The sequence below is a fragment of the Xanthomonas sp. 10-10 genome, from assembly GCF_040182365.1.
Lineage (GTDB): Bacteria > Pseudomonadota > Gammaproteobacteria > Xanthomonadales > Xanthomonadaceae > Xanthomonas > Xanthomonas arboricola_F.
Genome location: NZ_CP144460.1, coordinates 2,095,858 through 2,108,407, shown reverse-complemented (window position 1 = coordinate 2,108,407; position 12,550 = coordinate 2,095,858). Strand labels below are relative to the sequence as shown.

General features: G+C 64.0%; 10 protein-coding genes and 1 tRNA gene. 4 read left to right on the top strand and 7 right to left on the bottom strand.

Annotated features, from left to right (window positions below; translation table 11 throughout):
- Positions 1–1,291: 1,291 nt before the first annotated feature.
- The 3 genes from VZ068_RS08990 to serS all read right to left on the bottom strand — a co-directional run bounded on the left by VZ068_RS08990 (position 1,292) and on the right by serS (position 4,324).
- Positions 1,292–1,381 (bottom strand) — tRNA-Ser (locus VZ068_RS08990).
- A 337-nt stretch (positions 1,382–1,718) separates the two neighbouring features.
- On the bottom strand, positions 1,719–2,735 hold the full coding sequence (locus VZ068_RS08985) for a LysR family transcriptional regulator (RefSeq protein ID WP_007964080.1): 1,017 nt from the start codon (positions 2,733–2,735) through the stop codon (positions 1,719–1,721).
- Positions 2,736–3,043: 308 nt separating this feature from the next.
- Positions 3,044–4,324, bottom strand: coding sequence for a serine--tRNA ligase (gene serS, locus VZ068_RS08980; RefSeq protein ID WP_349657450.1), 1,281 nt, complete (start codon positions 4,322–4,324; stop codon positions 3,044–3,046).
- Between the two features lie 111 nt (positions 4,325–4,435).
- Here serS and VZ068_RS08975 point away from each other — a divergent pair, with 111 nt between their 5' ends.
- Positions 4,436–5,101, top strand: coding sequence for an energy transducer TonB (locus tag VZ068_RS08975; protein ID WP_259153778.1), 666 nt, complete (start codon positions 4,436–4,438; stop codon positions 5,099–5,101).
- Positions 5,102–5,346: 245 nt separating this feature from the next.
- Complete coding sequence (locus VZ068_RS08970) at positions 5,347–5,925, top strand: energy transducer TonB (protein ID WP_349657449.1); 579 nt, start codon at positions 5,347–5,349, stop codon at positions 5,923–5,925.
- Here the strand turns inward: VZ068_RS08970 and aroA are convergent.
- From aroA to serC, 3 genes are all read right to left on the bottom strand, one after another.
- Entirely contained in the window at positions 5,909–7,225 is a 1,317-nt protein-coding gene (gene aroA, locus VZ068_RS08965) for a 3-phosphoshikimate 1-carboxyvinyltransferase (RefSeq protein WP_349657448.1), read from the bottom strand. The genes VZ068_RS08970 and aroA overlap by 17 nt on opposite strands.
- Before the next feature lie 109 nt (positions 7,226–7,334).
- Positions 7,335–8,558: a prephenate dehydratase gene (gene pheA / locus VZ068_RS08960; RefSeq protein ID WP_349657447.1), complete on the bottom strand. Its 1,224-nt coding sequence runs from the start codon at positions 8,556–8,558 to the stop codon at positions 7,335–7,337.
- A 66-nt stretch (positions 8,559–8,624) separates the two neighbouring features.
- Positions 8,625–9,710, bottom strand: coding sequence for a 3-phosphoserine/phosphohydroxythreonine transaminase (serC, locus tag VZ068_RS08955; protein ID WP_259165001.1), 1,086 nt, complete (start codon positions 9,708–9,710; stop codon positions 8,625–8,627).
- 176 nt (positions 9,711–9,886) lie between these two features.
- Between serC and msrP the strand changes: the two genes are divergently transcribed.
- Together msrP and msrQ are read left to right on the top strand one after the other, a co-directional pair.
- On the top strand, positions 9,887–10,855 hold the full coding sequence (gene msrP / locus VZ068_RS08950; protein WP_349657446.1) for a protein-methionine-sulfoxide reductase catalytic subunit MsrP: 969 nt from the start codon (positions 9,887–9,889) through the stop codon (positions 10,853–10,855).
- A gap of 153 nt (positions 10,856–11,008) precedes the next feature.
- Positions 11,009–11,665, top strand: a complete 657-nt coding sequence (gene msrQ / locus VZ068_RS08945) for a protein-methionine-sulfoxide reductase heme-binding subunit MsrQ (RefSeq protein ID WP_349657445.1) — start codon at positions 11,009–11,011, stop codon at positions 11,663–11,665.
- Here msrQ and VZ068_RS08940 read toward each other — a convergent pair.
- The gene (locus tag VZ068_RS08940; RefSeq protein ID WP_259153771.1) at positions 11,607–12,416 is read right to left on the bottom strand and encodes an FHA domain-containing protein; all 810 of its coding nucleotides are present in this window, start codon (positions 12,414–12,416) and stop codon (positions 11,607–11,609) included. The genes msrQ and VZ068_RS08940 overlap by 59 nt on opposite strands.
- Positions 12,417–12,550 lie beyond the last annotated feature (134 nt).

The window sequence follows — 12,550 nt, the reverse complement described above, 5'->3', positions numbered from 1 at the left end:
CTTCCAACCCGATGATCTGGATCATTCCATGAACAATTTGTGGCCAGACCACCTTATGACCTGCTCGTCCACTGTCGCAAGAATTCACTCCCCTCAGCACACAGACAAACTGTCATCGCTGTTTGACTCCGCCTCGGCGAGAATAATGATGAACAAGCCCTGTACTTGCATCGAGCAAATCAAACCCTGCTCGGCAGGCAGCTGCTGCGACTAACAAATCGACATTCCCGATTGAAAGACTTAATTGGTGCGTACTAAACCGCCGCTTGTGAAACTCATGTCTTTGGAGCGCACAAGGAAACTGCCCTTGTCGAGAGACAAACGAATTCGACAATTAAAGAGACTTTGATCTCAACTTTTAAAAAGGCTGCGTTGCTCAGCGCAGGCATAGCAACGAGCTGGCGAAAGCTACCGCACCGATGCGCAGCGTTGGCGCACGATTTCTGCGAAGCAAACCACAAGTTCGCTCTTGCCGTTAATTTCCTACCTAGTCGGCAATCCGCCCAGCACAACTTCAGGCATCAAAAATCTATAATGAGGGGTAAACGTAAACTGCACCAATGTAGATTTTCGTACCCATCCCAATAATCGACTATAAAATCTACACATAAACCTCAAAAATCCGCCCCGCACATCCCAATAAGAAATTATTAGGCATCATTTTAAAATTGACAGAGAGGAGATCGCAGGCCCAGCGTCATGATGAAGGGCCTCGATATATCGAAGCCCTTAACGGCAAACTATTTTTTTAACAATGCGCGCCTCTTTTTCAACTGCCGTAGAAGTTGAAAGCTAAGAAAAGCACAAATTACTGCAAAAGGAATTACCATATAGTCAGCCTCCTCAAGTTCCTGCCCCATATAAACTTTACTAAAGAAGTAGAATAAAAATCTTACTGATGAAAGCCCAAAAGTAAAAGCCCAAAATTTAAGCCAAAACAAGGACATAATTTTATCCGCCAGAATTACAATGAGTTGGACCGGCTGCATCTACAGCACCCTTGATGACATCCATTATATCTTTATCGGTGACAACGCCTCTCCATCCACCAACAAGGCCGCCAAGCGCCCCCTTGAATTGCGGGGAGTCGACAAAGGCTCTGCTTGACGATCTACCGTCCCAAGACTTGCAGATCAATGAGAACGCATTGGCGGAAGGACCAGTGGCCGGAGGAGGATCGGACGAGATGATGAGGGATGCGCACCGGGAGATGTGTCCCGATTTGCGCCCTGCCTCAGACCTTAAAATATCCGAAACAATCCCTTATAAATCAATGATTTATGCGGGAAATTGGCGGAGAGAGTGGGATTCGAACCCACGGAAGGTTTGACCCTTCGCCGGTTTTCAAGACCGGTGCCTTAAACCGCTCGGCCATCTCTCCGATGTTGCTGCGCGCGACCGCCGAAAGCATCGGTTGTCACGCTGGCGACCCGCATCGCGCGGGTGGCGCCTGGCGGTGACCGCACGGGCGTCCTGCGCAGAGCCACCACTCCCGGGATCGCTCCCGGGCGCGCATTCTCGCATGCCCGCGCGCGGTTTGCTTGTTTACATCGCTCAGCCTTCAGCTGCCGCAGCATGCTGCGCCGTCACTGGTGGCAGGTCGACCGGACGCACCGGACCCCACATGCAACCTGCCAACCACTTGAAGCGAGCTGGCTGCCAGAAAGCATGCGAGTGCCGATTGGCGGACCGCCTGCCTCGGCAATCAGAGGCAGCGCTCAGCCTGCCTCGGCCACCGCCAAGCGCGGCGCAGTGCCAGCGGCGCGCTTGAGCTTTTCGGCCAGCTCGGCGCAGTTGCCGCCGCAATCCAGGCGCGAGCGTTCGATTTCCTGGGGCAGGTGTTCGGCCAGGAAGTCGATGAACACCCGCACCGCCGGCAGCAGGCCGCGACGCGAGGCGAACACGGCGTGGCAGATGCCCTGCGGCAGCGACCAGTGCGGCAGCACTACCTCCAGTTCGCCGCTGCGCACCGCTTCGGCGCAGACGGTTTCCGGCAGCATGGTGATGCCGAAGCCATCGCGCGCCATCGACTGCAGCAACGGGAAATCGAAACCGGCCAGACGCGGCTGCAGGTCCACGCGGCGCATCTCGCCGTTGGGGCCGTGCAGTTCCCAGCGCTGATGCGCTTCGTCTTCGCTGGTACTCATGGTGGTGTGGTTGGCCAGCTCGCTCGGGTCTTTCGGGCGACCGGCGCGGTCCAGATACTTCGGGCTGGCGACCAGCAATTCCTGCACCTGGCCAAAGCTGCGCATCACCAGGCTGCCGTCGTCGTCCAGGCGCGAACGTACCCGTAGCGCGATGTCGTAGCCCTCGTTGATGACGTCGACGCGACGGTTGCTGATGTTGAGCTGCAGCCGCACCTTGGGGTACTTGGCCAGAAACTCCGGCAGCAGCTTGGGTAGCTGGATCTGCGCGAGCGAGACCGGAACGCTCACCCGTACAAGACCGCGCGGCTCGGCGCTGAGACGATCCACCACCTCGCGCGCGGCCTGGGCTTCGGCAAGCATGGTCTGGGCGTGCCGGTGCACGCTGGTGCCGACGTCGGTGACCGCGAAGCGACGCGTGGAGCGTTGCAGCAGGCGCACCCCCAGGTCGGTTTCGAGTTGGCTGATACGACGGCTCAGGCGCGACTTGGGGATCCCGAGCGCACGCTCGGCGGCAGCAAAGCCGCCGTGGTCCACCACCATCGCGAAGTAGTACAGGTCATTCAGGTCGTGCATGGCGCAGGTATCCATGGATAGAACGATAAGTGATATTTAATCACCTTTATCCCAACAGAGCAACGACCTAGTCTTCGCAGCGACTCGGTTGCCCAGGCCCTGGCATCGCTGCAGGAGCCGGAAAAAAGAAAACGGGACCTTCGCAGGTCCCGTTTTTTACTCGCCGTTCTGGATGCTGCTGGTTACTGCGGGCTGCAGCGCTACGCAGCCGCCCCCATCAACCAGGCTGCAGATCGGCCTTGCGCGCCGGTATCGAGGTTACGCAAGGCGCGTTGCCGCGCATTGGAGCCGATGCGTAGCGCACCAGCCCAACGCACGTGACATCAGCCGATCTTTTCCAGCCCGCCCATGTACGGACGCAGCACCTGCGGCACATCGATCGAGCCATCGGCGTTCTGGTAGTTCTCCATCACCGCGATCATCGCGCGGCCCACGGCGGTGCCGGAACCGTTGAGCGTATGCAGCAGTTCCGGCTTGCCGCTGGCCGGGTTGCGCCAGCGCGCCTGCATGCGGCGCGCCTGGAAGTCGCCGCAATTGGAGCACGACGAAATCTCGCGATAGGTGTCCTGCGAAGGCAGCCACACTTCCAGATCGTAGGTCTTGATCGCAGCAAAGCCCATGTCGCCGGTGCACAGCAGCACCTTGCGATACGGCAGGCCGAGTTGTTCCAGCACCACTTCGGCGCAGCGCGTCATGCGCTGATGCTCGGCATCGCTCTCTTCCGGCGCGCAGGCGGTGACCAGCTCTACCTTCTCGAACTGATGCTGGCGGATCATGCCGCGCGTATCGCGACCACCGCTGCCGGCTTCGGCACGGAAGCACATCGAATGCGAGGTCATGCGCAGCGGCAGTCGTTCGGCATCGACGATTTCGTCGCGCACGATGTTGGTCAGCGGCACTTCGGAGGTGGGGATCAGATAGCGACGCGATTCGCCCACTTCGGTCTGGAACAGATCCTCTTCGAACTTGGGCAACTGCCCGGTGCCGCGCATCGACTCGGCATTGACCAGCAGCGGCACGTTGGTTTCTTCGTAGCCGTGCGCGCCGACATGCAGGTCGAGCATGAATTGCGCCAGCGCGCGATGCAGGCGCGCAATCGGACCGCGCAATACGGTGAAACGTGCGCCCGACAACTTGGCGGCGGTTTCGCCATCCAGCCAGCCGTGCGGCGCGCCGAGTTCCACATGGTCCTTGACCGGGAAATCGAAGCTGCGCGGCGTGCCCCAGCGCGACTGCTCGACGTTCTCGCTCTCGTCTTTGCCCAGCGGCACATCGTCGGCCGGTAGATTGGGCAGGCCCAGCGCAATGATTTCCAGCTTGGCGCGGATCACGTCCAGCGCGTCTTCCGAAGCCTTGAGCTCATCGCCGAAGCCGGTCACCTCGGCCATCAACGCGGCGACATCTTCGCCCTTGGCCTTGGCCTGCCCGATCGCCTTGGATCTGGAGTTGCGCATGCTCTGCAATTCCTGCGTGCGCACCTGGATCCGCTTGCGTTCGCTCTCCAGCGACTCCAGTTCCGCAGTGTCCAGGGAGAAACTGCGCGTGCTGCGCAGGCGCTCGGCAAGGTCGGCGGGATGTTGGCGAAGCAGGGCCGGATCTAGCATCGGAAGTCTGTGTGTCGGTGAGGAGCACTAGATTATCGCCTGTTCCGCCACCTGCTGCGATCGATTCACCGGGGCTATGCCAGAATTACCGCGATCCTTCAGGTGAGCCCTATGCCCGCGCCCCGCCCTGCATCCGATCGTCAGATCGTCCTGCGTCTGCCCCGCCACACCCTGAAAATCGCCGGTATCGCCTTCGGCGCCGGCCTGCTGCTGTTCCTGCTGGTGTGGGCCACCGGCCGCAAGGACGATTTTTACAAGGCCTCCCCGACACAGCCAACGGCCGGCACGCCGGCCGCCGACGACACCATTCAACCGCTGCCGGCGCCGCTGCCCGCCCAGGACGGCGCCAGCGACATGCCACAGGCCAAGCCGCCCGAACAGGCGCCGACCCTGGTGGAGACCGCGCCACCGGCGCCGCCTGCACCGGCTCCGTTGCCGGAGAACACGGTACCCGGTGCGCCAGGCACTTCGGCGCCGCCTAACGCGCCAGTGGCAGGCGGGAACCGCCCGGTCCCCATGCAGGGCCAGATGCCACCGCCGCGTTATCCGTCGGCAGCACTGCGGCGCGGCGATGCCGGCGATGTGGTCGTGCGTGTGGACGTCGATGCCGCCGGCAATCCGGGCGGTGTGACCCTGGTCAAGCGCAGCGGCTCACGCGACCTGGATCGCGCCGCAATGGAAGCGGTACGCCATTGGCGCTTTCACCCAGCCCAGCAAAACGGGCAGCCGGCTGCAGGAAGTCTGGATATCCCCTTCGAGTTCAAGCCGGCGCAGTAAGCACGGCACGCCAGCTGGACCGGCGGACTCGGTCCGCCACCATAAGCACGTGCAACGGGCTGTTTTGCAAGGGATTGGCTGGCGCTGCCCCGACGATTGTCGGCAGTGCCATCACGCCATCGGCGCCTCACCAAGCTGAACGACTACAGCGTCGTAACAGTGACGCGGGCATTCGCCTTAGCTGCCCCTCAGGCAGCGCCGACCAGACTGGCTGCGTCATCCCAAAGATGCGCCAGGAGGCGGCCATGTCCTTCACCTCGAACCCCTCGTCACATCACACGCCGTCACTGTCTCGCTCCGCCCCTACAGCGTCCGGGCGTAGGCAGGACATGCAGGACGACGGTGCCTCGCCGTGGCTATGGGCAACGCTGCTGGCCTTGTTGGTGGTGATCCCGGCGTGGTGGTGGGCCCGGCATGGCGATGAGTCGCTCGCCACCGACATCCGCCCTGCCCCTGCTGCCAGCCGCCAGATCCTGCCCAGCGCGGATGGCCCGCGCGCGATGACGATGATTGCGCATCAGCCGGTGCGCGCGGCGATCAACAGCGTGGATGCCAAGCCACTGCCGGGTAACACGATGCCCAGTTACCCGGCCGATGTTGCGCGCGCCAGCATTCAGGGCAGCCGCACCGCACGCCTGCAACTGGACATGCAGGGCCAGGTGCGTGCAGTGACCATCGTCGACCGCAGCGGCAGCAACGATCCGCGGCTGGACGCAGCGGTGACCGAGAGCCTGCGCCAGTGGCGTTTCGAACCGGCCACGCGCGATGGCCACGCAGTGGTCAGCAGCGTGCAGGTACCGGTCGAGTTCAGCGCAGAGCGCTGAGCCCGAAACCGGCGCCCTGCGCCAGCGTATCGAAGTCCGGGAACGAGGTAGCGACGTTTGCGATGTCGTTGACCTGCACGGCGCCGGTCGAGAGCTGACCGGCAATGGCGAATGCCATCGCGATACGGTGATCGCCGTGGCTTTCGATCACACCGCTGCCAATCGTGCCGCCGTGAATGGTGGCGCCATCCGGTGTTTCATCGACCTGCACGCCGAGCGTGCGCAGACCGGTGGCCATGGCGGCCAGACGATCGGACTCCTTGACCCGCAGCTCGGCAGCGCCGGTCACGACGGTCTTGCCGTTGGCGGCCGCAGCGGCCACGAACAAGGCGGGGAATTCGTCGATCATGTCCGGCACCAGCGCTTCGGGAATCTGCGTGCCCTGCAACGGCGCATAGCGCACGCGCAGATCGGCCACCGGCTCGCCGCCATGTTCGGCATGGTTTTCTTCGGCAATATCCGCGCCCATCAACCGCAATGCAGCCAGCAGGCCGGTGCGCCGCGGATTCAGGCCCACCGCGCGCAGCACGATCTGCGAATCGGGAATGATGCTGGCAGCCACAATGAAAAACGCTGCCGACGAAAAGTCCGCAGGCACCGCAATGTCGGTCGCACGCAAACGCTGGCCGCCACGCAGACGCGCCTTGCCCGGCGAAAAATCGATCTCCACACCGAACGCAGACAGCATGCGCTCGGTGTAATCGCGCGTGGGATGCGGCTCGGTCACCGAGGTCTCGCCCTGGGCGTACAGACCTGCCAGCAGCACGGCGGATTTGACCTGCGCACTGGCGACCGGCGACACAAAATCGATGCCGTGCAACGACTGACCGCCGTGCACATGCAAGGGAGGCGTGCCGTCGTCCTGGGTCTCGATGCTTGCGCCCATTTGCGCCAACGGGCCGGTCACGCGTCGCATCGGCCGCTTGGACAGGGACGCATCGCCGACCAGCACGCTGTCGAAGCGCTGCGCGGCCAGCAGGCCGGCGAGCAGGCGCATGCCGGTGCCGGCGTTACCGCAATCCAGTTCCTCGGTGGGCGCCTGCAAGCCGTCCACGCCGACGCCGTGCACAACGCGCTGCGATGCCGATGGGGTGTCGATCCGCACGCCCAGCTTGGCGAAGATGGCTGCGGTGGAGCGCGTGTCCTCGCCTTCGAGAAACCCATCGATCTGCGAAATGCCATCGGCGAGCGCGGCAAACATCACCGCACGATGCGACACCGACTTGTCGCCGGGAATGGCCAACGTACCGCGCAATGCGCTGCCTTGCTGCGCGATCCAGTGTTGCGTGCTGCTGCTCATGCGAATGATCCGATTGCTGCGCCGCCATGCAGGCGATGCGCTGGGTAAGAGATGGCAGCGCCGTCATCGCCAGAGCGGCGGCGCGCCAGTTGGGCGGGTGGTCGAGCGCTCAGGGGATCGCCACCGGATACGAGCCCAGAACCTTGATCTGCGCCGAATGCGCTTCCAGTTCGGCCAACGCCTGCTTCATCGCCTCGTCTTCTACGTGGCCGGCCAGATCGATGAAAAAGCCGTATTCCCACTTGGCCTGGTGCGAGGGACGCGACTCGATGCGATTCATGCTGATGCCATGCCGCGCGAACGGGCTGAGCACGTCGAACAACGCGCCCGGCTTGTCGTGGATGAACACCAGCACCGAGGTGCGGTCATGCCCGGAGGTGGGAAAGATCTGCCGGCCGATCACCAGGAAACGCGTGGTGTTGTCGTCGTCGTCTTCGATCGACTTCATGATGACTTTCTTCAAGCCATACACGTGCGCGGCGCTCTCGCCGCCGATCGCTGCGGCATCTTCGGCATTGCGCGCGCGCCGCGCGCCCTCGGCATTGCTGGAGACGGCGATCTTCTCGACCTTGGGCAGGTGCGAGCGCAGCCAGCCGGCGGTCTGGGCGAAGGATTGCGAATGCGCGTAGATGCGCTCGATATCTTCCAGTCGGCCGTTGCGCGAGAGCAGATACTGGTGCACGCGCAACTCGACTTCGCCGCAGATTTTCAGGTTGGAGGTCAGGAACATGTCCAGCGTGACCTGGATGGTGCCCTGGCCCGAGTTCTCCACCGGTACCACGCCGAAGTCCGCATTGCCGGCCTCTACTTCCTGGAACACTTCCTCGATGGTCGCCATCGGCAGACCCACGGCCGAGCGACCGAAATGCTTGAGCACGGCCTGCTGGCTGAAGGTCCCTTCCGGGCCGAGATAACCGATCTTCAGCGGCTCCTGCTGGGCCAGGCAGGCCGACATGATTTCGCGGTACACGTGCACCAGCACTTCATCGCTGAGCGGGCCTTCGTTGCGGTCCACCACCATGCGCAGCACCTGCGCCTCGCGCTCGGGGCGGTAGTAATCCACCGCTGCGGCGAGCTTGCCCTTGGCCTTGCCGACCTGGTGGGCGAAGTTGGCGCGCTCGGCGATCAAGGCCTGGATGTTGCGGTCGATCTCGTCGATCTTGGCGCGCACGTCGGCCAGCACCGGTGCGGCGGCGGCAGGCTTGCCGATGGCCTTGCCCGGCTTGGTCGCGGGCTGGGCGACCTGCCTGGTCGCCGAGGTGTCAGCCGCGCTGCTCGCTGTTTTGGTCTTGCTGCCCTTGGCAGCAGCGGGTTTGTTGGACTTGGGAGCCATCGCTGGGCATTCCTTGAAAAACGGCGCAAGCGCCTGCGCGGCCTGCGCCGCGGTCGAAGATGGGACTCAGCCGTGACGCTGCTGAAAGTCGTGCATGAAGGCCACCAGCGCCTGCGCGCCAGCCACCGGCATGGCGTTGTAGAGCGAGGCGCGAATGCCACCGACGGCTTTGTGGCCCTTCAATGCCAGCAGACCGGCGGCCTTGGATTGGCTGACGAACAACGCGTCCAGCTGCTCGTCCGGCAGGAAGAACGGGATGTTCATGCGCGAGCGCACGGCCGGCTTGATCAGGTTGCGATAGAAGCCGCCGGAGCGATCGATGGCGCCGTAGACCAACGCGGCTTTCTCGGCATTGCGACGTGCGAACTCTTCCACCCCGCCCTGCTCCAGCATCCACTTCACGGTGAGCCCGAGCAGATACCAGTTCCAGGTCGGCGGGGTGTTGAGCATCGAATCGCGCGCGGCATGCGAGGCGTAGTTGAAGATGTCCGCACGCGGCTGGCCGGCGCGCTCCAGCAGGTCGCGCCGCACGATCAGCACCGAGATACCGACCGGGCCCAGGTTCTTTTGCGCACCGGCATAGATCAGCCCGTAGCGCGAGATATCCAGCGGCTCGGAGGCAATGGACGAGCTGAAATCGGCAAACAGCGGCAAGGTACCGACATCCGGCGTGTCGCGAAATTCGACGCCGTGGATGGTCTCGTTGGCGGTGATGTGCACGTAGGCCGAGTGCGGCGACAAGGTCCAGCTGGCCACCGGCGGAATGTCGATAAAGCCATCTGCCTGCGCATCGGCGGCAATGCGCGCATCCACATAGGTGGCCGCCTGCTTGATCGCAGTCTTGCCCCAGTGCCCGGTGATCACGTAGTCGGCGGCCTGCCCGGGCGCGGCGAAATTCAGCGGCAACAAGGCCTGGATGGTGGTGGCGCCACCAGCGGTGAACAGCACCGCGTAGTCGTCGGGAATGGACAACAAACTGCGCAGATCGGCTTCGGCCGCGGCCGCTACGGCCATGAAATCGGCGCTGCGGTGGCTGATTTCAACGATCGAGGCGCCAACGCCATTCCACTCGATCATTTCCGCCTGCGCCTGCCGCAGGACAGCTTCCGGCAATGTCGCAGGGCCGGCACTGAAATTGAACGCGCGTGTCATGGCACACCTTGTCGAGCTAGCCTTCTAGTATGCCGCAGCGCATCGGGCTTGGCAGCGGGTAAAAAAGTTGCAGCTGCATCCTTTTGACCGGGCCTCACGTAAGGTGGTGACAGCCACGGGACGAACGTTCACCCCTGTGGGCTACTCTCACGCTGCAGCCACTGCCGGAGCCTGCCATGTCGTTTCGCGATGCGTTCAAACTGCCGTCCAGCCAGATCACCGATGAGTCCGTCTACCGCGACCGGCGCCGGCTGCTGCAGCTGTTTGCGCTGACCCCGGCACTGGGCATGGCCGGATGCGCCGAGGCCGACCCGCCGCCTCCGCCCAAGACCGTGGTGACGCCGGCGCAGGCGCGCAGCGGCTTCCGCACCGCCGAAGAACTGACCAAGCTGGAAGACGTGACCAGCTACAACAACTTCTACGAGTTCGGCACCGACAAGACCGACCCGTCCAAGGCCGCCAAGACCCTGAAGCTGTCGCCCTGGTCGGTGAAGGTCAGCGGCGAATGCGAAAAGCCCGGCAGCCTGTCGCTGGACGAATTGCTCAAAGGCATCAGCGCCGAAGAACGCATCTACCGGCTGCGCTGCGTGGAAGGCTGGTCGATGGTGATCCCGTGGACCGGTGTGCCGCTGGGCGAGGTACTCAAGCGCTTCGCGCCAACCTCCAAGGCCAAGTACGTGGCGTTCACCACGCTGGCCGATCCGCAGCAGATGCCAGGCGTGCGCTATCGCTCGATCAACTGGCCCTACCGCGAAGGCCTGCGCATCGATGAAGCGATGCATCCGCTGACCCTGCTGGCCACCGGCCTGTACGGCAGGCCGCTTCCGCAGCAGAACGGCGCGCCACTGCGGCTGGTGGTGCCGTGGAAGTACGGCTTCAAGAGCATCAAGTCGATCGTGGAGATCCGCTTCGTCGAGAAGATGCCCGAGACCGCCTGGCACGATCTGCAGCCGTCCGAATACGGGTTCTTCTCCAACGTCAATCCGGCGGTGGATCACCCACGCTGGAGCCAGAAGACCGAGCGCCGGATCGCCGGTACCGCCAGCAAGCTGTTCGCCGAGCGCATCGCGACCAAGCCGTTCAACGGCTATGCGGATCAGGTCGCCTCGCTGTACGCGGGCATGGACCTGAAGAAGTGGTTCTAGGCGACGCCCCCTCTGATACCGACCTGTCGTAGGAGCGCACCCGGGCGCGACGGGCCTTACCGGTAATGCCTGTCGCGCCCGGGTGCGCTCCTACGTTTCCTGCCCGCGCGGCATCTCCTGCCCGCGTGGCACTGCTTCCTTGTTCGAGATCGCATGGCCAAGACGTCCGCTTCCCTGATTGCCGCCAAGACCCTGGTGCATGCCGCCGCACTGACGCCGATCGCATTGCTGGCCTGGCAGTTCTGGCAGGTGTGGCAGACCGGCAGCGATGCACTGGGCGCCGACCCGGTGGCCGAGATCGAGCATCGCACCGGGTTGTGGGCGCTGCGCTTTCTGGTGATCACCCTGGCGATCACCCCGCTCCGCCAGCTCACCGGCCAGGCCGTGCTGATCCGCTTCCGCCGCATGCTGGGGCTGTACGCCTTCTTCTATGCCAGCGTGCACCTGGCGGTGTACCTGAGCCTGGACCTGCGCGGCTTCTGGACGCAGATCTTCGAGGAGATCATCAAGCGCCCCTACATCACCGTGGGCTTTGCGGCGTGGCTGCTGCTGGTGCCGCTGGCGATCACCTCGACCCAGGGCTGGATGCGGCGGCTCAAGCGCAACTGGGGCCGCCTGCATCAGCTGATCTATCCGATCGGCGTGCTGGCGGTGCTGCACTTCTGGTGGCTGGTGAAATCCGATATCCGCGAACCGGCGCTGTATGCCGGCATCCTTGCGGCCCTGCTGGGCTGGCGGACCTGGAAGAAACTCAGCGCGCGCCGAACCACAGCAAGGCGCTCAGCGCAGCCGCCAGCAACACCGCGCTGAGCAGCAGCCACGGCCAACGCGCCACCTTCATCGGCGCGCGCGCCGGCTCGGCGACGGCGCGCGGGGGGAGCGGCGGCTCGGAATCGGGGATGTCCCAGGTGGTGCCGTGATGGATGCGCGGCACTTCCACCACGAAACGGTGGCGGGCGTCGAACACCACCTGGTCGCCGGCCTGCAGCCAGCCATCGCGCACCTGCACGCCGTTGATCCAGCTGCCCTCCTCCGAGCCGAGATCGCGGATCAGTACGCGGTCGCCATGACGCTCCAGGCGTGCATGCTGCGCGGCGAAGGCGGGGTCGTCGATGACGATGTCCGCGGCCGGGTCGCTGCCGACCAGACGCGAGCGGTCCAAGGTGAAGCTGCGCCCGTGGTGACGGCCGCCCAGCCCGCGTAACAGCAGGCAGACTTCGCTCAGGCCGGCATCGTCTTCCGGCGTATCGTTGGCCGGCGCGCTGGAGGGCGCACTGCGCAACAGCATCTCCACGCCATCGGCATAGATCGCATCGCCCGGGCGCAACAACGCCATGCGGCGCACCGGGCGCCCGTTGACGTGGATGCCGCGGATGCCGTTGGCCACCTGCAGCCACAGGCCGCGCTGGTCCAGACAGAACTGCGCCAACAGCAGCGCCCCCTGGGCATCAGCCACCACCCGCACGCTGCCAGAGGCATGACGGACGATCCGGTGGACGCCGGGCTTGAGGGAATGATCCGGCTGCTGCCGGTGAGTGAAATGAACTTGCAGGTCGCGCACCCGCGGCAGACTAACAGGTTTGCCCCCGCCAGCGGCCAATCACCTCGCGCCCAGCCGCTGGGTGCCGGCATCGCGCGCAGCCGCTACCGCGCGTTCGAAATGCGGGCCGCGTCCGTCACCGCGTCGCCGCAGCA

Bases quoted from the DNA above. Each gene is read 5' to 3' on its own strand.
- VZ068_RS08985 (WP_007964080.1), bottom strand. From the start codon at position 2,735: ATGGATACCTGCGCCATGCACGACCTGAATGACCTGTACTACTTCGCG.
- serS (WP_349657450.1), bottom strand. From the start codon at position 4,324: ATGCTAGATCCGGCCCTGCTTCGCCAACATCCCGCCGACCTTGCCGAG.
- VZ068_RS08975 (WP_259153778.1), top strand. From the start codon at position 4,436: ATGCCCGCGCCCCGCCCTGCATCCGATCGTCAGATCGTCCTGCGTCTG.
- VZ068_RS08970 (WP_349657449.1), top strand. From the start codon at position 5,347: ATGTCCTTCACCTCGAACCCCTCGTCACATCACACGCCGTCACTGTCT.
- aroA (WP_349657448.1), bottom strand. From the start codon at position 7,225: ATGAGCAGCAGCACGCAACACTGGATCGCGCAGCAAGGCAGCGCATTG.
- pheA (WP_349657447.1), bottom strand. From the start codon at position 8,558: ATGGCTCCCAAGTCCAACAAACCCGCTGCTGCCAAGGGCAGCAAGACC.
- serC (WP_259165001.1), bottom strand. From the start codon at position 9,710: ATGACACGCGCGTTCAATTTCAGTGCCGGCCCTGCGACATTGCCGGAA.
- msrP (WP_349657446.1), top strand. From the start codon at position 9,887: ATGTCGTTTCGCGATGCGTTCAAACTGCCGTCCAGCCAGATCACCGAT.
- msrQ (WP_349657445.1), top strand. From the start codon at position 11,009: ATGGCCAAGACGTCCGCTTCCCTGATTGCCGCCAAGACCCTGGTGCAT.